Below are 18,706 nucleotides of genomic sequence, written 5' to 3'. Positions count from 1 at the left end.
AAGGGAAAGCGGATTCACCCGATCATTTATTTACTCCAAGGACTCAAAACTAATTTTCCTTTCATCACACTTCATTACCTACTCACTAATATCGACATCCTATTGTGCGACCTTTTACCTAATTACGAAATTTCCATTTGGAAACTACAACCTCAATGAATTACTAAATATCACACTACGCTTCTACGTCTGCTTCATCATGTTCTGCACTCTCGGGGCTGTATTTTCATGGCTACCGATCAACTTTCAGAACTCGAACACGTTGCTTTCCATCTTTTCGTTCTGCATGCTAATTCTCGGAGTAATGAGTACCGGCACAGCAAACCACATCACTGACACCTTGAATCTTGCAAACCCACTAACGCTTGCAAGCAAAATAATGGAACAAGGCCTTCAATCCAATAAGCCCACCACAATCGCAATAGTTACTTTATTCACTTTTACACTGTTTAAGACATTCAAATATCTTAGAATAAATCCTGTATGGAGCCGATACTGATGAAAAAGTTCAGGGCGCAAAACATTGATTTCTCCTATTCAACCACCCCCCTCTTAACCCAGGCGTCTCTTGAGGTTATTCAAGGCGATATTGTCGGAATTCTCGGGCCCAATGGCTCTGGAAAAACAACTTTTTCGATATCATCTGTGACCTTAAAAAAGCAAAGTGCGGCTTCATAAAAAACGACTTTAGTCATTTCTTATACCTTTCTCAGATCATTACCACTTCTCCACCGTTGCGCATGCGTGACATTTTTAAAATGGTGACTGCGCTGTCATCAAGCGAGCCAATGACACAAGATAAAACCCTAAAAAAATTAAGCGCGTGGAGCCCTGCGATAGTTGACCGGTACCGAGATATCTGGAACAAAAAATCATCGCTATGCAGCTACGGAGAAACACGTTGGTTCTTTACTCTTTCTCTTCTTTCAATCTCTGCAGACTTCGTGATTCTCGACGAACCTACTGCTGGTGTAGATCCAGAATTTCGTCACTATATTTGGCAATGTCTTCACGGCGCTGCCAGAGAGGGCACCGCCATTCTAGTTTCCTCGCACAATGTTGATGAAGTCATTAACCATTGTGATTATTTTTACATGATTAGTCAGCAACGCTTCAATCGCTTTGCCAACGGTAGTGAGTTCATGCACAAGTATGGAGCAAAGACTGTGGACGATGCATTTATCCGAGCCATTACTGAACCTGCATTCGCGACATAAACAACTGGAACCGCACATAGGGGGGAAATGCTCCAGACTGAATATTCAGTCCCTAAGTCCAGCCAGATAGGCCCACGGATAAATCCCCCGCTCATGCCCATCACTGAACACCAACTGCAATCCATACCCCTGCGAATTCACTTCGACCACCTGAATGCGAGCATCAACCAGCGGCGCCATTCCCCGCATTCGAAACGCCCGGCATTGCGAACACGGGCATTGGCGACGCAACTCGACGTGGTCCAACCGCTGTTCGCGACCGTCCGGCCAGTTCAGGCGCAATTGTTGTTTGCTTCGGGAATTGCCGATGGCCAGCGGGTTCATTGCAGTTGACTCAAGGCGATGCGCACCGCCTTGCGCACTTCCGGGTCGCCGTCGTCCTGGGCGGCCAACAGCGGCGCGATGGCATCCCGCTCGTTCAACTCGCCCAAGGCCAGCGCGGCTTCCTTGCGCAGATTGCTGATGCGGTGGCCGAGGGTTTCGATCAAGGCTTCCAGGGCCGGGGCATAACGTAAACGCCCGAGGCTGCGGGTGGCGCGCAGGCGGACTTGCCAGTAATCGTCGCCCAAGGCTTCGACCAGCGCGGCACCGGCATCGGCGTGCCCGACCTTGCCCAGCGTGGTGGCGGCCTCTTCGCGCACTTGCCAGGCCTGGTCCTGCAGCGCCTGTCGCAGGGCCGGCAGCACCTGTGCGTCTGACGCCAGCCCCAACGCCCCGGTGGCCGCGCGACGGACGTCGGTGTCCGGGTCATCACTGGCCAGCCGTGCCAGGGCCGGCAAGGCATCGAGCTGCTTGAGCCAGCCCAGCACGCCGACCGCTTCACGGCGGACGTTGGCGTCGTGATCGTCCAGCGCCAGCAAGGCCGCCGGGGCGGCTTGGGGAAAGCGCAACTCGCGCAAGGCCCTGAATGCAGCGATGCGCACGCCGATGTCGGCATGCACGGTCCACGGCAGAATCACCCTGCCGGCCGCTTCGCTCTTGAGCAGGCTGAGGCTTTGCGCGGCGGCGGCTTGCACCGCTGGCGCGGGATCGGTCAGGGCCTGGCACAGCGCCTCGACCACGGGCCCGTCCTCCCAGGCTTCGAGCAAGCGCGCGGCTTCGGCGCGAACCTCCTCGGCCGGGTCGTGCGCCAGGCGATCGACCAGCCACAGCAGGCCATCGGGTTCTTCCAGGTCAGCCAGGTCGATCAGCGCGATGCGGCGCACGCCGGCATCCTCATCGGTCAGGCGTGGTTGCAGGGCAAGAATGTCGTCGTTATCGGTTACATCAAAGAGTGAGGTCATAGGGCAAATCGCGGCAGTTTGTTTTCAGGAGGAAGTCCGAGAGGGTTCAGGCGCGGTAGCTGCCGACCGTCTTCGTGACGCAGAAGCTCGAGGCAATGACGCTTCAAGCGCGAGAACTCGTGGCTCGTCACCAGCTCGGTGGTGCGTGGCCGCGGGAAGTCCAGGTGCAGGTCTTCGATGATCCGGCCGGGGCGCGAGCTCATCACCAGCAAGCGATCGGCAAGGAACAGCGCTTCGTCGATGTCGTGGGTCACGAACACCACGGTGGTGCGAATCCGTGTCCAGATGTCCAGCAGCAGTTCCTGCATGTTCAAGCGAGTCAGGGCGTCGAGGGCACCGAAGGGTTCGTCCATCAACAACAACCGTGGACGATTGACCAGCACCCGGGCGATTTCCACCCGCTGCTGCATGCCGCCGGACAGTTGATCCGGCCAGCGCTCGGCAAAGCCTTCAAGGCCCACCAGGGCGAGGATTTCATCGGCGGCCCGGTGCCGTTCGGCTTTACCGATGCCGCGCATTTTCAGGCCGAAGGCGACGTTGTCGCGCACCGTGCGCCAAGGGAACAGCGTGTGCTGCTGGAACACCATGCCGCGCTGTGGCGACGGGCCAGACACCGGCGCGCCGTCTACATTGAGGACGCCGGTGCGAGGTTGCAGGTGACCGGCCAGCGCACCGAGCAAGGTGGATTTTCCGCAACCGGACGGCCCGAGGATGCACACGAACTGTCCCGGTTCGATCTGGCAATCGAGCCCCTGCACCGCTTCAAAAGCGTCGTTGCCCTCGCCCAGGCTGATCGACAGGGCGTGAATATCGATGCGCCCTTGCGGGTGTTGAAAGACGCTCATCAGGCTTTTCCTCGTGGTCGATGCCAAGGCGTGAACAGACCGCCGAGGCGCTTGATCAACAGGCTGCTGCCCATCCCGAGCACCCCGATCAGCAACATGCCGACCACGATGTCGGCGTAGTTCTGGATGGTGTAGGACTCCCAGGTGTAATAGCCGATGCCGTATTGGCCGGAGATCATCTCGGCGGTCACCAGGCAAAACCACGAGGTGCCCATGCCGATGGCCAGGCCCGTGATGATGCTTGGCGCAGCCCCCGGCAGGATCACTTCCAGCAGAATCGCCCGCCGCCCTGCCCCGAGGCTTTTCGCCGAGGCGATCAGCCGTGGATCGACACCTTCGACGCCATGCACGGTGTTGAGCAGGATCGGAAACAACGCGCCGGTGAAGGTGATGAAGACCATCGACAGTTCTGACGAGGGGAACATCAGGATCGCCAGGGGAATCCAGGCCACGGCCGGTATCGGCCGCAGTACTTCCAGCGGCGGCAGCAACAGGTCTTCGGCCCATTTCGAACGGCCGATGGCCAGTCCCAGGGCAATGCCGATGACCAGTGCCGCGAGGTATCCGGCGAACACCCGGCCAAGGCTGCTGCTCAAATGCCGGGCCAATTTGCCGGAGTCACCGAGACCGAAAGCTGCCTGAATCACGGCCAGCGGTGTTGGCACATTGGCGAATGTCACCAGGCCAAGGTTCCAGTGATGGCTGGCGGCGAGCTGCCAGAACAGCAGGCAGAGCAGCAAGGATGCGGCTCGGGGTGGCCAGCGCTTAAAGGGTCCGTTCACAATTGTTCCTCTCAACCGATTCCCTGTAGGAGCGAGCAGGCTCGCTCCTACAGGGGGACTGCGGTGTTTTTGGATTAGCGCACGGCCACGGCCTGGGTGGTGGCATCGGTGAAGTCGAATACCTTGCCACCCTGGGCCGTGGCGAATTGTTGGGCCTGGCCCTTGAGCAGGAACGCGCTGAGGCGCCCTTTCGCATCACTGGCAAACCACGCCTGATCCGCCAGCAACTTGATGCCGCTGTCGCTGGCCTGGGCATACACCGCGCGGATGTTCTTTCCTTCCTGCTTGAGGCTGGCCAGCGCGGTGAACGCTGCTTCCGCCGACGCGTACTGACGGACTTTCGGTTCGCCACGCACCCAGATCTCGGCCACGTGGCTGAAGTCGGTGATGGCTTTGCCAGTGGACGCATCGACCGCTTTGAGCGGGGTTTGCGCGTAGTTGGCCAGTTGCGCGTTGTAGTCCAGTTTCGAGGCCTTGAAGGCGGCGCGGATGTACTGGTCGTCGATGAAGGTATTCAGATCGAGCCCGCGATCAGCCTTTTTCAGCAGCTTGAGGGTGTCGATGGCGGTGCCGACGGCCTGGCGATATTCCGGTTTCCAGCTCAGTTCGCGGGTCTGGACGCCCAACGGGCCGTGGAACAGGTAATTGACCTCGGCATCGACCCCGGTGACCTTGGCGATCAGTTCGCTGTACTTCTCCGGTTCGGCGGCGAGCAATTGATTGGCCTCGATGCTGGCGCGCAGGTAGGCGACGACGATCTCCGGGTATTTTTTCGCGTAGCTCTGGTCAACCAGCGCACCGTGGAAGGTTGGTGCCCCGGCCTGAGAACCGTCATAGATCTTGCGTGCGAACCCGCGGCTCGGGAACAGCTCGGCGAACGGCACGAAGTCGGCATGGGCGTCGATCTTGCCGGCCTGCAAGGCGGAGCCGGCGACTTCCGGTGGCTGGGCAATGATGTTCACGTCCTTGAGCGGGTCCCAACCCTGGGCCGCCACGGCACGCAGCAACATGCCATGGGCGGTCGAGGCGAACGGCACGGAAATGGTCTTGCCCTTGAGCTCGGCCAGCGACTGCACGCCCGAGGCACTCGGCACCACGATGCCGTTGCCACTGCCCTTGATGCTGCCCGACAGTACGCTGATGAACAGGCTGTGTTTGCCCGCCGTTTCGAACGCCACACCGTTGAACGAACCGGGGAAATCGGCCATGGCGCCGAAATCGAGTTTGCCGGCAACCATCTCGTTGGTCAGGGGCGCGCCGCTGGTGAAGTTCTTCCACTCCACGTCGTACTTCGCGTCCTTGTACTGCCCGTCGTGGGGCAGGTATTTGTCGAGCAGGCCCAGTTCGCGGATCAACAGACCGCCAGCGGCGCAGTTGATCGTGGTGTCCTGGGTGCCGATGGCAATGCGGATGGTTTCGGCTGAGGCCGACAAAGTGAATGAGGCCAGTACCAGACCGGCAAATGCTGCACGCAATAACATGGTGTTTCCCCTCGAATCATTTATAGGATGTTCGTCTCCGCCACGATCAGGGCGTGGTGGGAAACGAGGGGTGTTTGAAACAGGCGTCCGGTGGTTGCCGGATGGCTTTTGGGTTGTTTGTACCGGCCTCATCGCGAGCAAGCTCGCTCCCACAAGTTTCGTGGGTACAACCAAGACCTGTGGTCGACAGAGACACTGTGGGAGCGAGCTTGCTCGCGATGGCGTCCTGTCATTCAGCGCAACAGATAAGGGATGTCCACTTTCACTGCCCCGGTCGGGCAATCCTTCTCACAGGGCATGCAGTACCAGCACTCATCGAAGGCCATGTAGGCCTTTTGCGTGGCCGGGTTGATGGCCAGCAAGTCCATTGGGCAAACGTCGACGCACACGGTGCAGCCTTTGTGGGCGATGCACAGGTCCTCGTCGACGGTGACCGGCGCGTTGGAGCGGAAGAAGATTTCCTGGGGTTGATAGGCCATGTTCGGTCTCTCTTTTGTTGACGGCATCAAGCCGCGTCGGCACCGACTCGCAACCGGTCGTAGGCCTGCATTTCATCGGCGTCGAGCGGGATGATGTAAGGCTCGACGGCTTTTTTGAAACTGGTCATCAGGCCGTTTTCATCTTTCTTCAGGTGGCAATGGCAGAACCAGTCGTTGTCGTTGCGTTGCGGGTGGTCGACCCGATAGTGGTAAAGCCCCCAGCGACTTTCAGCGCGGAACAACGAGGCCCGGGCGGCCATCTCGGCGCAGTCGCGGATCATGCTGACTTCCATGGCTCGCATCAGTTCGTGGGCGTTGCGGGCCTTGATCTGATCGAGGTCGCGCTGGATATCGCCGAAGCGCTGCAGGCCGATTTGCATTTTCTTGGTCACTTTCGGCGGTTGCAGGTAGTCGTTGACGAAGCGCCGTAATTTGTACTCGACCTGGGCCGGTGGCAGGCCGTGTTCGCGGTCCAGTGGCGCGTAGACCCGTTGTTTCTCGGTTTCGATCTGCGCGGCATCGAGCGCCGAAAACTCACGCCCGGCGACGAAATCCGCCGCATTGGTCCCGGCAAACCAGCCGTAAGTGAACGCGCCGAGCATGTAGTTGTGCGGCACTGCTGCCATGTCCCCCGCCGAGTACAACCCCTTGACCGAGGTTTCGGCTCGTTCGTTGACCCAGACGCCCGACGCCGAATGCCCGCTGCAAAAACCGATCTCGGAGATGTGCATCTCGACCATCTGCGTGCGGTAGTCGGTGCCGCGATTGGCGTGGAACTGGCCGCGACTCGGGCGCTCGTTGCTGTGCAGGATCTCTTCGATGTTCTGGATGGTTTCCTCGGCCAGGTGATCGAGCTTAAGGAACACCGGGCCATTGCCGCTTTCCAGTTCCTGGTGGAACTCCCACATCATCTGCCCGCTCCAGTAGTCGCACTCGATGAAGCGTTCGCCCTTGTTGTTGGCGGTGTAGCCACCCAGCGGACCGGTGACATAAGCGCAGGCCGGGCCGTTGTAGTCCTTGATCAGCGGATTGATCTGGAAGCATTCCAGGTTCGCCAGTTCGGCCCCGGCGTGATAGGCCATGGCGTAGCCGTCGCCGGCATTGGTCGGGTTTTCGTAAGTGCCCATCAGGTAGCCCGAGGACGGCAGGCCCAAACGCCCGGCGGCGCCGCACGCGAGGATCACCGCCTTGGCCTTGATCACATGGAAGTCGGCCGTGCGGCAATCGAAGCCCATCACACCGTTGACCGCGCCCTCTTCGTCCTTGAGCAAACGGGTACAGACCAGGCGATTGGTGATGCTCACCCGCGCCCGCTTCAACTGGCGATACAGCACTTTCTTGATGTCATGCCCTTCAGGCATCGGCAGCACGTAGGCGCCCATGTGGTGGACCTTTTTCACCGCGTAGTCGCCGGTTTCGTCCTTTTCGAACTTCACGCCCCAGCGGTCCAGTTGCTCGATAGTTTCGAAGCTGTGGGTCGCATAGGCATAGACCGCCGCCTGGTTGACGATGCCGTCGTTGGCGATGGTGATTTCCTTGGTGTACTGCTCTGGCGTCGAGTGGCCGGGGATGATCGCGTTGTTCAGGCCGTCCATGCCCATGCTGATCGCGCCGCTGCGCTTGACGTTGGCCTTGTCGATCAACAGCACCCGCAGCTCACGGTTGCGTTCCTTGGCCTTGATCGCCGCCATGGGCCCGGCGGTGCCACCGCCGATCACCACGATGTCGTATTCCTGCTCCAACGTATTTCGGCTCATGCCTGCTCCCCTTTTTGCCGGTCAATCCGCAGGCGGTACTGGAACGCGTCGCCTCGGTAGTAAAGGTGTTCGAAGTCCAGAGGCCGGCCTTCAGCGTCGTGGGTCAGACGCTCGATGCGCATGATCGGCGAGCCGGGTTCGACGTTCAGCGCCTGGGTCAGATCGCTGTCGGCCAGCACCGCATCGATGGCCAGATCGGCGTGACCGAGGGCCAGGCCGCAGTCGTTTTCGAGGATCAGGAAGATGTCGCGGGTGACCAGGTCTGCCTTCTCCAGGCGCTCGCCGATGGCTTTGGGCAGGTAGGTGATTTCCAGCGAAATCGGCTCGCGATTGATCAACCGCACCCGTTTGATCTGCGCCACGGTTTCACCCTCGGCGACCTGCAAACGCTCGGCCACCAGTTTGTCGGCGGCAATGAACTTGAAACTGCGCAGGCGGTTGATCACCTCGTAGCCGCGACCGGTCATGGACTCGGCCAGGCCTTGCAGGGTGCTGACGTTCTGGAAGGTCTTGGGTTTGGCGACGAAGGTGCCCTTGCCGTGGATCTTGAAAATCAGCCCTTCCTTTTGCAGGTCACCGAGGGCCTGGCGCACGGTGATGCGGCTGACCTTGAACAGCGCGCCGAGCTCGCTTTCCGAAGGCATCTGGCTGTCTTGCGGGTACTGGCCATCGAGGATGCGGGCGCGCAATACATCCCGCAGCTGGGTGTGCAAGGGAACGCTAGTGAGGGATAGAACGTTATCGGTCATGAAGATCACTTGTCATAACGAGTTATGACGTGATCTTAGGGTTCTAAAGAGAGGGCTGAGAAATACTGTTTGGGAATAATGTTAGAGCGCACGATCAATCGTGCGCTGAAACACCTGTGGCGAGGGAGCAAGCTCCCTCGCTACAAAAGCCAGCTCGTGGTCTGTCAGTCGATACGCAGTGCACGCAGGTCCAGTCGACCGTCCTTGAGCGGCGGGCACCAGTAATAGCCGCCGGTAATCGGCCGGCTGATGCGGTACAAACCGTCGGTAATGCCGTCTTCCAGGCCGCTCATGCGCCGCAGCTGGACTTCAAAGGCGTCCAGGGAAAAACCGAAGGCGAGGAACATCAGGCCAGCGCGGTCGCCCTCGATCCACGGCATCGAGCGACGGATGATGAACGCCTCGGGAGCGAAGCTTTCCTGGGCAGTGCGCTTGACGTGGGCGGAGATCGGCGCGTCATCGAGTTCTTCGTTGTCGCTCAGGCGTCGGCCCATGATGTGGTCGGTTTCATGGGAAGGCAGCGCGTGGAAGCCCTTCAAATCGTGCTGCCATTGCTGGATCGCGGCAAAGCTGCCACCGACCGTGCCGTCAACGCCTTCAGCCACCAGCGCGGCAGCCGCAGCGGCCTCGTCCCGGGGGTTTTCGGTGCCGTCTTCGTAGCCGGTCAGGTCATGGCCGTCGCGATGGCGGAAGCCTTCGGTCATCTGCACCAGGCGCAAGGCCGGCGCCAAGGCCGCTTCAAGGGCGTTGCTGCGATTGAGCAGCTCACCACGGTCGACGCCATGCAACCAGCACCACAGCGCGTGTTGGGTCGACGGGTTGTCAACGCCTACGCCCGTCAGCGCCGGGAACACCCGCAGCCCTTCAATGTTGCCGTTCAGGGCCTTGACCAGGGACTCACCGAAGCCGACCACGGCCGACTGGCCGTCCACCAGTTGCATCAAATTGTCGAGCGCCGCCGGCAGCGCAGCGGCGGATTCGAGGGCGAAGAACATATGACGAGCTTGAGGCGGAACAGGGGTGGCGAGAATGCCCGGCTGGTAATGACTCATATGAACTCCTTATGAAAGAGCGCGAAGTTTAACCGCAGCACCGGCCCTTGTGTGTGCTCAGGTCAATGTCCATGTACAAGAACTGCGCAAAGCGGTCTACGCTAGAGACACAATATCCAGACCCTCAACCCCTCTACTCTGCCTGTCGCCGCGCGATCGACTCAAAATCCGGGGCATTGAACGTTGAATGTAGGAGCGAGTTCGCTCGCGAAAAACCCAAAACCACCGCGGGGCGTCTGACTTTACGCGTTATCGTTCACGACCTTCGCGAGCGAGCCCGCGCCTACCGTGGCCGGGGCTCGCCAACATCTGATACGGGGTAGCGACATGACCACAGCGAACATCCTTGGCAATCTGTTTCCCGAGGCCGGCAGCATCCCGGAAAAATACCGCCTCGACAGCCCGACCGAACAACGTGAATACCTGGTCGACGGCGTATTGAAAACCTGGCCCGGCCCCCTCGCCCAGGTCCGCAGCCCGGTGTATTTCAGTGGCCCGAATGGCGATGAACAAGTCATCCTCGGCAGCACGCCATTGCTCGATGCCGAGACCGCCTTGACCGCCCTCGACGCCGCCGTCCGCGCTTATGACCGAGGCCAGGGCTTGTGGCCGACCCTGCGCGTGGCCGAGCGCATCCAGCACGTCGAATCCTTCCTCGCCCGCATGCGTGAACAGCGCGAGGCGGTGGTCAAGTTGCTGATGTGGGAAATCGGCAAAAACCTCAAGGACTCGGAGAAAGAGTTCGACCGCACCTGCGATTACATCGTCGACACCATCAATGCCCTCAAGGAGCTCGATCGTCGCTCCAGCCGCTTCGAACTGGAGCAGGACACCCTCGGCCAGATCCGCCGCGTTCCGATGGGCGTGGCCTTGTGCATGGGCCCTTACAACTACCCGCTGAACGAAACCTTCACCACGCTGATCCCGGCGCTGATCATGGGCAACACCGTGGTGTTCAAACCGGCCAAACTCGGTGTGCTGCTGATTCGCCCATTGCTGGAAGCCTTCCGCGACAGCTTTCCGGCCGGGGTGATCAACGTCATTTACGGCAGTGGTCGCGAGACCGTCAGCGCCCTGATGGCCAGTGGCAAGATCGATATCTTTGCGTTCATCGGCACCAATAAAGCCGCCAGTGACCTGAAAAAGCTCCATCCAAAACCCCACCGTTTGCGCGCGGCGCTGGGCCTGGATGCGAAGAATCCCGGCATCGTCCTGCCGGAAGTGGATCTGGACAATGCGGTCAATGAAGCGGTCACCGGGTCCCTGTCGTTCAATGGCCAGCGCTGCACGGCGCTGAAAATTCTCTTTGTCCACGAAGACGTCGTCGAACGCTTCATCGAGAAATTCAACGCCAGGCTCGCCACGCTTAAACCCGGCATGCCTTGGGAAAGCGGCGTTGCCCTGACGCCGTTGCCGGAGTCGGGCAAGGTCGCCTACCTGCATGCACTGGTGGCGGATGCGCTCGACAAGGGGGCGATGGTGGTCAACCCCCATGGTGGCCAGTCACGCGCGTCGTTCTTCTATCCCGCGCTGCTGTACCCGGTGACGCCGCAAATGCGCGTCTATCAGGAAGAGCAGTTCGGCCCGGTTGTACCTATCGTGCCGTACCGGCACCTGGATACGGTGATCGATTACGTCCTGGAGTCGGACTTCGGCCAGCAGTTGAGCATCTTCGGCACCAACCCGGTGGCGGTCGGGCGGCTGGTGGACACCTTTGCCAACCAGGTCGGACGCATCAACCTCAACGCCCAATGCCAGCGCGGCCCCGACACCTACCCTTTCAACGGCCGCAAGAACTCGGCCGAGGGCACTTTGTCGGTGCATGACGCCCTGCGGGTGTTTTCGATCCGGACGCTGGTCGCGACCAAATTCCATGAGAGCAACAAGGAACTGATCAGCGAGATCATCAGCGGCCGCAGTTCAAGCTTCCTGACCACCGATTACATTTTCTGAGGAGTGCCGACCTGAGCCAGTCCAGAACCCTTCAACTGCCACCACTGCTGCGCCGTTTACTGCGTCCGCTGCTGGACCCGTACCGGCGCTATCGTCATGCCAGGGTCATCCACGCCGTTCGGGTATCACTGGGGTTGCTGGCGTCGATCCTGCTGACCACCGGCATCCACCTGCCCCACGGCGAGTGGGCGTCGGTGACGATGCTGGTGGTGATCGGCGGCTTGCAACACCACGGCAACATCGGCAAAAAATCCGCCGAGCGGGCCATCGGCACCCTGGTCGGGGCGACGATCGGCCTGGCCTTGGTGGTGCAACAGGCGTGGCTTGGCATGCCGTGGCTGACCTATTTCGCCATGGCGGTGATTTGCGGTTTTTTCTCGTACCACGCCATCGGCAAGGGCGGTTATACGGCCCTGCTGGCCGCGATTACCGTGTTCATCGTCGCCGGTCATGGTGACAATCCGGTTTCCGATGGACTGTGGCGCGGGGTCGATATCCTCATCGGTATCGCCCTGGCCCTGGCGTTTTCCTTCGCCCTGCCGCTCTACGCGGTCTATTCCTGGCGCTACAACCTGGCCGATGCCTTGCGTGATTGCGCGACGATCTACGGACGCATCACCCACGGTGAACCCGTCACGGCGGACGAACATCTCAAGCTCATGGGGCGCCTGAACACGGTGATGGTGCAGTTGCGCTCACTGATGCCCTCGGTGTCCAAGGAAGTGAAGATTTCCATGACCGAACTCGATGCCATCCAGCGTCACTTGCGCATGTGCGTCAGCACACTGGAGATTCTTGGCAACATCCGGCCGGATGCCAGTGACCCGGACGCCATGGCCCATCTGCAATCGGCGCTGAAGGCGGAACATCGACTGATTCGCGTGCAATTGATCGGCATGGCCCGGGCACTGAAGTCCGGCGTGTCCCAGCGGCTCAACCGGCCTGTTGAAGGGCTGCCGGATTCAAGCCTGGACACACCGGTCTATAGCTCGCTGGACGGTTATCGTTTGCTGGTCCGGCAGTTGGCGGCCAACATCGGCGAGATGCGCCAGCGCCTGGCGACTACTGCGCCGCGCTGGAACATCTGACGCCTGATCACTGTGCAACCGTGCGGCGCAACTTCAGGCCCCAGCCCTGTTGCATCCCCGCCGCCGCCAGCAGAATCGCGGCCACGCCGATCCATTGCAGGGGTTCCAGGCGATGACCGAAGGCAAACCAGTCGACAAAGATCGCCGCGATCGGATAGATGAATGACAGCGCGCCGGTCAGTGCGGTGGGCAGTTTCTGGATCGCGCCGTATAGCAGTACATACATCACGCCAGTGTGCACGATGCCCAGGGTGACCAGGCTGGCCCAGGCACTCGGTGCCTGCGGCAGCGCCGAAAAGTGCGCGAACGGCGCCAGCAGGAGCACCCCGGTGCTGACTTGAATCAGTGCGATCAGATGCGGCGGCGTGCCGGTCAGGCGTTTGATGATCAACGCGGCAATCGCATAAAGAAATGCAGCACCCAGCGCCAGAACAATGCCGATCAGGTACTCGTTACCGCTCTCGCCCTGCCCGCCATGGGCACTGACAATCGCCAGCATCCCGAGAAACGAAACGCCCAGCCAGGCCATCTTCTGCAGGGTGATCTTCTCGTTGAGGAACAGCGCGGCCAAGCCCACCAGCATGAACGGCTGCACGTTATAGACAGCGGTGCCAATGGCAATCGAAGCGCGGGAATAGGAGGCGAACAACAGTACCCAGTTGCCGACAATTGCCACGCCGCTGAGCACGGCCAGCAGGAAGGTGGTGCGGGTCAGGATACCGGGGCGCAGGAAACCGAATGCGGCGCAAATCAGCAACAAGGTGCCGGCACCGAACAGGCAGCGCCAGAACACCACATCCAGTACCGGTTGCCCGGACACCAGCACAAACCAGCCGATGGTCCCGGAGATCAGCATGGCGGCGGTCATTTCGAACGAGCCGCGACGTATTGTTTTGTCCATCATCAGACTCCTGTGTTTGAGCCAAAATTATGCCCAGTCCACCGGGAGGTTCTCCAGCGCATAAATCAGGCTAAACTGGATTTCTTCCTTTTTTATAAAGGTGATTTTAAAGAGATGCCTAATCGAGGATTGCACCATGACCGATGACATCGACCAAGTGTTGATCACGGCGCTGATGGAAGATTCACGACGCTCGCTCAAGGCCCTGGCGCAGATCAGCGGCCTGTCATCGCCCAGCGTCGCCGAGCGCCTGCGTCGACTCGAAGAGCGTGGCGTGCTCAAGGGTTATACCGTCGAAATCGACCCGAAATGCTTTGGTTACCAGCTTCAGGCGATCGTGCGTATTCGCCCGCTGCCGGGCCAGTTGCAGGAAGTCGAACGGCAGATACAGGCCATCCCCGAATTCACCGAATGCGACAAGGTCACCGGCGACGACTGCTTCATCGCGCGCCTGCATGTACGTTCGATGGAACAGCTGGACACCCTGCTTGACCGGCTCAATACCCACGCCGAAACCAATACGGCAATCGTCAAGAAAACCCCGGTCAAACGCCGGTTGCCGCCAATGGCCTAGTGGTTTTTCGGGAAAATAACAGGCAAGAAAAAACCCGCCGAAGCGGGTTTTTTACTCAAGGCTGGCGATCAATCATCGCGACCCATGATGCCAAACAGCTGCAACAAGCTGATGAACAGGTTGTAGATCGATACATACAGGCTGATGGTCGCCATGATGTAGTTGCGCTCGCCGCCGTGAATGATGGCGCTGGTCTGGAACAGAATGCAGACCGAAGAGAACAGCACGAAACCGGCGCTGATCGCCAGTTGCAGACCGCTGATCTTGAAGAACATGCCCGCCAGCGTTGCACCCAGCAGCACAAAGAAGCCGGCGGTGATGAAACCGCCGAGGAAGCTCATGTCCTTGCGGGTAATCAACACGTAGGCCGACAGGCCACCAAACACCAGTGCGGTCATCGCGAAGGCCGAGCTGACCACTTCAGCGCCGCCCTGCATGCCCAGGTAACGGTTGAGGATCGGGCCGAGCAGGAAGCCCATGAAACCGGTCAGGGCAAATGCCGACACCAGGCCCCAGGCGGAATCGCGGAGTTTGTTGGTGAGGAAGAAAAGCCCGTAGAAGCCGATCAGCACCACGAAAATGTTTGGATAACCGACACGCATCTGCTGGGCAACGAAGGCCATCACACCGCTGAATGCGAGCGTGAGTGCAAGCAAGCCGTATGTGTTGCGCAGGACGCGGCTAACCTCTAGCTGCTCAGCCTGCAAGCTGTTATTAACTGCGTAATCCTGTTCGCGCATGGCGACACTCCTGTTGGTTTGAAACGTTCAGTCGCAAAGATCATAACAGACGCTCTGTAACAAGCTATGCAGAGAGTTTGACAGTGTGTTTCATTCAGGTATTATGGCGCCCGCAACACAAACGGAGGTGTGGCCGAGTGGTTTAAGGCAACGGTCTTGAAAACCGTCGACTGTAACAGGTCCATGAGTTCGAATCCCATCGCCTCCGCCATCTTTATACGACAAAGCCCTGATTATTCAGGGCTTTGTCGTTTCTGGGGTTTGGTAAAAATACTGGGAACCGGAATGTGTTCCATAACTTTTATGGGCGCGTTCCAGAACTAAGCCGCTCTATCACTTCCCCCGGCGTCCTGCCGACAGTAAAAAATCCTTCACGAAACGCGGTGCTACGCTGACCTCAAAACCGAGGATTTGCGATGCCCAACAATATCGTCCCAGGCCATCTCGGCGGCCTGTTGTTTCTCTAGTGCCATGCGCACCTGCGTAACTGCGCAGTAGCCGCGTTGCTGATGGCGGTCAGGTCGTTCTTGTTCCGGCAGCTGAACTGGTACGGCTCCCGGCATACGCCGACATACCCCTCCCCCCAGTACCTGACATTGCCGTCGTCCACGCGACTACGGATCGTCCAGGCGACGGCGATTTGACCGGCCAGGCTTTCGCCGCGAGCCGCCCCCCCCAAAGTGTGCGGGCGAGGATGTCGCGGTCTTTTTCAGTTGCGGTCATTACTTTTCTCCAGGCGAAAAGAAGCCCGCTCAAGGCGGGCTGGATAGCGGAAATTTGTAGTCTATGGTCGTAGTGATTCATGGTCTGGACGCGGATATCATGCCGGCCAAGTCCTCCTAATCAACGCCCCGACAGGAGGAAATAGAAACCCCGAAGCCCGCGAAACTTCGGGGTTTTGCTTTTTGGATGCTCGCTGGTAGGATTCTTCGCAAGCTTGTACTCCCCCTTCGAGGAAGCTCGAAGCCCAGAAGGGTCAACCTCGGGGCTTTGCCTTTTCAATCTCCAGACGAAGAAAACCCCGAACCTGGCGCCGCGAATTCGCACGCCGGCCCGGAACAGTCAGGCTCGCCATCGCGCCACACCCTCCGCACGCCCCCCTGTACAGCACTGCGTCTGCCTCCTTGCGGGTGAGTCTCCGAAATTCAGCACGGGTCAGGTGTAGATCCGGCGCTCGCGCGCGGTACCCACCGCAAACGATCAGGGCAGATGAGACCTTCATAGGCGAACGTGATACTGGTGTGGAATGCTCATCTGGTCTGAGCTGACGCGACGAGAACTTGTAACCGATCTGGCTTAAGGATTGACCAGGATGGCGCACTCACTCCATTACCCAGCAAATGGACACTCAATGAAGAAGACGCAGACGGACAGCAAAACAGCAGTGACTGCTTCAGACATTGAACGATCTATCCAAGCCCTGAACAAAATGGCGGAACGCCTGTGGGGGGATAGTCGGGAAGCTGAAGCGAAAGCCCTCCTCGATGCCCTGGACGCATTAAACCGGGCCCTCGATCGGATCAGGATTGGTGAAAGTCGCAAGACTCTCCATTGAGGTTGCAAATCAACTGGCAGCTGGCGGGTCATGCGGACGAAGTGAAATCAGGAAGGATTGTGCGAGGCGATGCGTGGCGTCACGTTGAAACCATCACGAACGGCCCACCGCCCTTCTCAAATCAACAAGCCGGTGTCTTCTCGCAGCTCTCGACGTGTTGCATCCAGATGACGTTCTTGCATCTCTCAGTCCAGCGGCAGTTGAAGCCGTGTCTGCCCGGGAACACCACCCTCGATGGCGACATACCCTTAACCTGCAAACCCTCAAAGCAAGCGTTAAATGGCAGAATCCCCTCAATTTGATCAATTCGGAGACAACAATGCTTCGCGTGTTTGAACGAAGACTCGACCCATTCCCCCCCGACGAAGCACCACCACCGCCTATCGGCCTGGTGCCGTTCCTGTGGGCCTGCACCCGAGGCGCCCGTGGCTATATCCTTGCGCTTGCCTTTCTGAGTGCCAGTGTGTCGATCTACGAAGCCTGGTTGTTTTCCTTTCTTGGGCAGGTCGTGGATCTGCTCTCGACCTGGCAGGCCGGCGATGGTGTGAACGGACAAGAACGTCGAGTTCTGTGGGGTATCGCAATCGTATTGCTCATCAGCATTGGGCTGGTGGCGCTTCGCACCATGGTGCAACACCAGATTTTGGCGATTAATCTGCCGCTGCGGCTGCGCTGGGACTTCCATCGGCTGATGTTGCGGCAAAGCCTTTCATTCTTTTCCGATGAGTTCTCCGGCCGGGTCACGACCAAGGTGATGCAGACTGCACTGGCCGTGCGCGAAGTCCTGTTCACCCTCATCGAAATCGCACCCGGCATCGGCGTTTACTTCATTGCGATCATCGCCCTGGCCGGTGGCTTCGCCCTGAAACTCATGCTGCCTTTCATTGCCTGGGTCGCGTTGTTCGGGCTGGCCATGCTGTACTTTGTGCCACGCCTGGGCCAAGTCGGGCAGGAACAGGCCGATGCACGATCGTCGATGACGGGGCGTATTTCGGATGCCTACACCAACATCACCACCGTGAAACTGTTCTCGCACTCCAAACGTGAAGCGCACTTCGCGCGCGCGGCGATGGAGGATTTCAAACACACCGGTTTTCGCCAGATGCGCCTGGTCAGCCAGTTCGAGATCGTCAATCAGGCACTGGTGGTTGCGCTTATCCTCGGAGCAGGCGGCTATGCCCTGTGGCTGTGGCACCAGGGCGAAGTCGGCACGGGGGCTGTGGCGGCGATTACTGCCATGGCGTTGCGTATCAATGGCATGTCGCATTGGATCATGTGGCAAATGGCTTCGTTGTTCGAAAACATCGGTACCGTGCAGGATGGCATGGCCACCCTGACCCGCGGCCCCAAGGTGCAGGATGCGCCAAACGCCGGCGTGCTGGTGCCCTCTGGCGGCGCGGTGACCTTTGACAACGTGAGCTTCAACTACAACGGTGAACGCCAAGTGCTCGACGGATTGAGCCTGAACATCCGCCCGGGCGAAAAAATCGGCCTGGTGGGCCGTTCCGGTGCCGGCAAATCCACTCTGATCAATCTGCTGCTGCGATTCTATGACGTAGACAGCGGTGAGATTCGCATCGACGGTCAAAACATCGCTCAGGTGACCCAAGACAGTCTGCGCAGTGCTATCGGCATGGTCACTCAGGACACTTCTCTGTTGCACCGCTCCATTCACGACAACATCGCCTACGGCCGCCCGGACGCGACCGACGCGCAGGTCCGCAGCGCCGCAGCCAATGCCCAGGCCGACGGTTTCATCAGCCAACTGAGCGACCGGCAAGGCCGTACCGGCTATGACACCCTGGTGGGTGAGCGCGGCATCAAGCTTTCGGGCGGCCAGCGCCAACGCATTGCCATCGCCCGGGTGATGCTCAAGAACGCCCCGATCCTGTTACTTGACGAGGCCACCAGTGCCCTGGATTCCGAAGTCGAAGTCGCCATCCAGGAAAGCCTCGATGAAATGATGAAGGGCAAGACCGTCATAGCGATCGCCCATCGATTGTCGACGATCGCCGCCATGGATCGGCTCATTGTCATGGACGAGGGGCGCATCATCGAACAAGGCACCCACGCCGAACTGCTGGGAAGAAACGGCACCTATGCGCGACTGTGGCAGCATCAAAGCGGTGGGTTTCTGGGTGAGGATGAGGGGGTGGTTGAGACGATGGATCAGGTATGAGTGTGAACGGTCGAGAGCGGTGATCGGCGAACAGCTGCAGTCCAGTCGTGCAGAGATCCCCAGCGGCAACA

Annotated in this window: 16 protein-coding genes, 1 tRNA gene and 2 pseudogenes; 7 read left to right on the top strand and 12 right to left on the bottom strand. The window is 59.4% G+C overall.

Annotated features, from left to right (window positions below):
• Positions 1–498: 498 nt before the first annotated feature.
• Positions 499–1,217, top strand: a pseudogene (locus tag JQF37_RS01200) (AAA family ATPase).
• 45 nt (positions 1,218–1,262) lie between these two features.
• Here the strand turns inward: JQF37_RS01200 and JQF37_RS01195 are convergent.
• The 9 genes from JQF37_RS01195 to JQF37_RS01155 all read right to left on the bottom strand — a co-directional run bounded on the left by JQF37_RS01195 (position 1,263) and on the right by JQF37_RS01155 (position 9,645).
• On the bottom strand, positions 1,263–1,541 hold the full coding sequence (locus JQF37_RS01195) for a DUF971 domain-containing protein (protein ID WP_130204099.1): 279 nt from the start codon (positions 1,539–1,541) through the stop codon (positions 1,263–1,265).
• Positions 1,538–2,500: a HEAT repeat domain-containing protein gene (locus JQF37_RS01190; protein WP_130204100.1), complete on the bottom strand. Its 963-nt coding sequence runs from the start codon at positions 2,498–2,500 to the stop codon at positions 1,538–1,540. The genes JQF37_RS01195 and JQF37_RS01190 overlap by 4 nt, the downstream gene beginning before the upstream one ends.
• A complete protein-coding gene (locus tag JQF37_RS01185) occupies positions 2,497–3,345 on the bottom strand; it encodes an ABC transporter ATP-binding protein (protein WP_130204101.1) in 849 nt (282 codons plus the stop codon). The genes JQF37_RS01190 and JQF37_RS01185 overlap by 4 nt, the downstream gene beginning before the upstream one ends.
• Positions 3,345–4,127 (bottom strand): ABC transporter permease, encoded by a 783-nt coding sequence (locus tag JQF37_RS01180; protein ID WP_130204102.1) that lies wholly within the window; start codon positions 4,125–4,127, stop codon positions 3,345–3,347. The genes JQF37_RS01185 and JQF37_RS01180 overlap by 1 nt, the downstream gene beginning before the upstream one ends.
• Positions 4,128–4,201: 74 nt before the next feature.
• Complete coding sequence (locus tag JQF37_RS01175) at positions 4,202–5,608, bottom strand: ABC transporter substrate-binding protein (protein ID WP_130204103.1); 1,407 nt, start codon at positions 5,606–5,608, stop codon at positions 4,202–4,204.
• Positions 5,609–5,841: 233 nt separating this feature from the next.
• Positions 5,842–6,087 (bottom strand): ferredoxin family protein, encoded by a 246-nt coding sequence (locus JQF37_RS01170; RefSeq protein WP_008060065.1) that lies wholly within the window; start codon positions 6,085–6,087, stop codon positions 5,842–5,844.
• A gap of 26 nt (positions 6,088–6,113) precedes the next feature.
• Complete coding sequence (locus tag JQF37_RS01165; RefSeq protein ID WP_130204104.1) at positions 6,114–7,844, bottom strand: fumarate reductase/succinate dehydrogenase flavoprotein subunit; 1,731 nt, start codon at positions 7,842–7,844, stop codon at positions 6,114–6,116.
• The gene (locus tag JQF37_RS01160) at positions 7,841–8,593 is read right to left on the bottom strand and encodes a GntR family transcriptional regulator (protein WP_090462367.1); all 753 of its coding nucleotides are present in this window, start codon (positions 8,591–8,593) and stop codon (positions 7,841–7,843) included. Before JQF37_RS01160 ends, JQF37_RS01165 begins: the two co-directional genes overlap by 4 nt.
• Positions 8,594–8,757: 164 nt before the next feature.
• Positions 8,758–9,645 (bottom strand): Dyp-type peroxidase, encoded by an 888-nt coding sequence (locus tag JQF37_RS01155; RefSeq protein WP_130204105.1) that lies wholly within the window; start codon positions 9,643–9,645, stop codon positions 8,758–8,760.
• Positions 9,646–9,972: 327 nt separating this feature from the next.
• Here JQF37_RS01155 and JQF37_RS01150 point away from each other — a divergent pair, with 327 nt between their 5' ends.
• Both JQF37_RS01150 and JQF37_RS01145 read left to right on the top strand, forming a co-directional pair.
• The gene (locus JQF37_RS01150; protein ID WP_130204106.1) at positions 9,973–11,598 is read left to right on the top strand and encodes an NADP-dependent glyceraldehyde-3-phosphate dehydrogenase; all 1,626 of its coding nucleotides are present in this window, start codon (positions 9,973–9,975) and stop codon (positions 11,596–11,598) included.
• A gap of 44 nt (positions 11,599–11,642) precedes the next feature.
• A complete protein-coding gene (locus JQF37_RS01145) occupies positions 11,643–12,686 on the top strand; it encodes an FUSC family protein (RefSeq protein ID WP_189340242.1) in 1,044 nt (347 codons plus the stop codon).
• 7 nt (positions 12,687–12,693) lie between these two features.
• Here JQF37_RS01145 and JQF37_RS01140 read toward each other — a convergent pair whose 3' ends face one another.
• Positions 12,694–13,587 carry a DMT family transporter gene (locus JQF37_RS01140; RefSeq protein ID WP_130204108.1) on the bottom strand — a complete coding sequence of 298 codons (894 nt, stop codon included), beginning with the start codon at positions 13,585–13,587 and terminating at the stop codon, positions 12,694–12,696.
• A 136-nt stretch (positions 13,588–13,723) separates the two neighbouring features.
• Between JQF37_RS01140 and JQF37_RS01135 the strand changes: the two genes are divergently transcribed.
• The gene (locus tag JQF37_RS01135) at positions 13,724–14,161 is read left to right on the top strand and encodes an Lrp/AsnC family transcriptional regulator (protein ID WP_008155029.1); all 438 of its coding nucleotides are present in this window, start codon (positions 13,724–13,726) and stop codon (positions 14,159–14,161) included.
• Positions 14,162–14,229: 68 nt separating this feature from the next.
• On the opposite strand, the gene JQF37_RS01130 is transcribed toward JQF37_RS01135, so the two are convergent.
• Positions 14,230–14,901 (bottom strand): Bax inhibitor-1/YccA family protein, encoded by a 672-nt coding sequence (locus JQF37_RS01130; protein WP_130204109.1) that lies wholly within the window; start codon positions 14,899–14,901, stop codon positions 14,230–14,232.
• A gap of 123 nt (positions 14,902–15,024) precedes the next feature.
• Here JQF37_RS01130 and JQF37_RS01125 point away from each other — a divergent pair.
• Positions 15,025–15,112, top strand: a tRNA-Ser gene (locus JQF37_RS01125).
• Between the two features lie 309 nt (positions 15,113–15,421).
• On the opposite strand, the pseudogene JQF37_RS01120 reads toward JQF37_RS01125, so the two are convergent.
• A pseudogene (locus tag JQF37_RS01120) lies at positions 15,422–15,624 on the bottom strand (cell wall hydrolase); the annotation flags it as partial.
• A 628-nt stretch (positions 15,625–16,252) separates the two neighbouring features.
• Between JQF37_RS01120 and JQF37_RS01115 the strand changes: the two are divergent.
• Together JQF37_RS01115 and JQF37_RS01110 are read left to right on the top strand one after the other, a co-directional pair.
• A complete protein-coding gene (locus JQF37_RS01115) occupies positions 16,253–16,456 on the top strand; it encodes a hypothetical protein (protein WP_130205262.1) in 204 nt (67 codons plus the stop codon).
• 319 nt (positions 16,457–16,775) lie between these two features.
• Positions 16,776–18,635, top strand: coding sequence for an ABC transporter ATP-binding protein (locus JQF37_RS01110; RefSeq protein WP_130205264.1), 1,860 nt, complete (start codon positions 16,776–16,778; stop codon positions 18,633–18,635).
• Positions 18,636–18,706: the final 71 nt, after the last annotated feature.

It is taken from the genome of Pseudomonas sp. MIL9, assembly GCF_016887925.1.
Lineage (GTDB): Bacteria > Pseudomonadota > Gammaproteobacteria > Pseudomonadales > Pseudomonadaceae > Aquipseudomonas > Aquipseudomonas mohnii.
The sequence above is the reverse complement of the archived record's forward strand: the minus strand, read 5'-3'. Positions and strand labels throughout refer to the sequence as shown.

What these genes read in the sequence shown, in the direction of transcription:
- JQF37_RS01165 (WP_130204104.1), bottom strand. Translation starts at nt 7,844, where the DNA reads ATGAGCCGAAATACGTTGGAGCAGGAATACGACATCGTGGTGATCGGC.
- JQF37_RS01140 (WP_130204108.1), bottom strand. Translation starts at nt 13,587, where the DNA reads ATGGACAAAACAATACGTCGCGGCTCGTTCGAAATGACCGCCGCCATG.
- JQF37_RS01170 (WP_008060065.1), bottom strand. Translation starts at nt 6,087, where the DNA reads ATGGCCTATCAACCCCAGGAAATCTTCTTCCGCTCCAACGCGCCGGTC.
- JQF37_RS01130 (WP_130204109.1), bottom strand. Translation starts at nt 14,901, where the DNA reads ATGCGCGAACAGGATTACGCAGTTAATAACAGCTTGCAGGCTGAGCAG.
- JQF37_RS01155 (WP_130204105.1), bottom strand. Translation starts at nt 9,645, where the DNA reads ATGAGTCATTACCAGCCGGGCATTCTCGCCACCCCTGTTCCGCCTCAA.
- JQF37_RS01150 (WP_130204106.1), top strand. Translation starts at nt 9,973, where the DNA reads ATGACCACAGCGAACATCCTTGGCAATCTGTTTCCCGAGGCCGGCAGC.
- JQF37_RS01135 (WP_008155029.1), top strand. Translation starts at nt 13,724, where the DNA reads ATGACCGATGACATCGACCAAGTGTTGATCACGGCGCTGATGGAAGAT.
- JQF37_RS01115 (WP_130205262.1), top strand. Translation starts at nt 16,253, where the DNA reads ATGAAGAAGACGCAGACGGACAGCAAAACAGCAGTGACTGCTTCAGAC.
- JQF37_RS01190 (WP_130204100.1), bottom strand. Translation starts at nt 2,500, where the DNA reads ATGACCTCACTCTTTGATGTAACCGATAACGACGACATTCTTGCCCTG.
- JQF37_RS01195 (WP_130204099.1), bottom strand. Translation starts at nt 1,541, where the DNA reads ATGAACCCGCTGGCCATCGGCAATTCCCGAAGCAAACAACAATTGCGC.
- JQF37_RS01110 (WP_130205264.1), top strand. Translation starts at nt 16,776, where the DNA reads ATGCTTCGCGTGTTTGAACGAAGACTCGACCCATTCCCCCCCGACGAA.
- JQF37_RS01175 (WP_130204103.1), bottom strand. Translation starts at nt 5,608, where the DNA reads ATGTTATTGCGTGCAGCATTTGCCGGTCTGGTACTGGCCTCATTCACT.
- JQF37_RS01160 (WP_090462367.1), bottom strand. Translation starts at nt 8,593, where the DNA reads ATGACCGATAACGTTCTATCCCTCACTAGCGTTCCCTTGCACACCCAG.
- JQF37_RS01185 (WP_130204101.1), bottom strand. Translation starts at nt 3,345, where the DNA reads ATGAGCGTCTTTCAACACCCGCAAGGGCGCATCGATATTCACGCCCTG.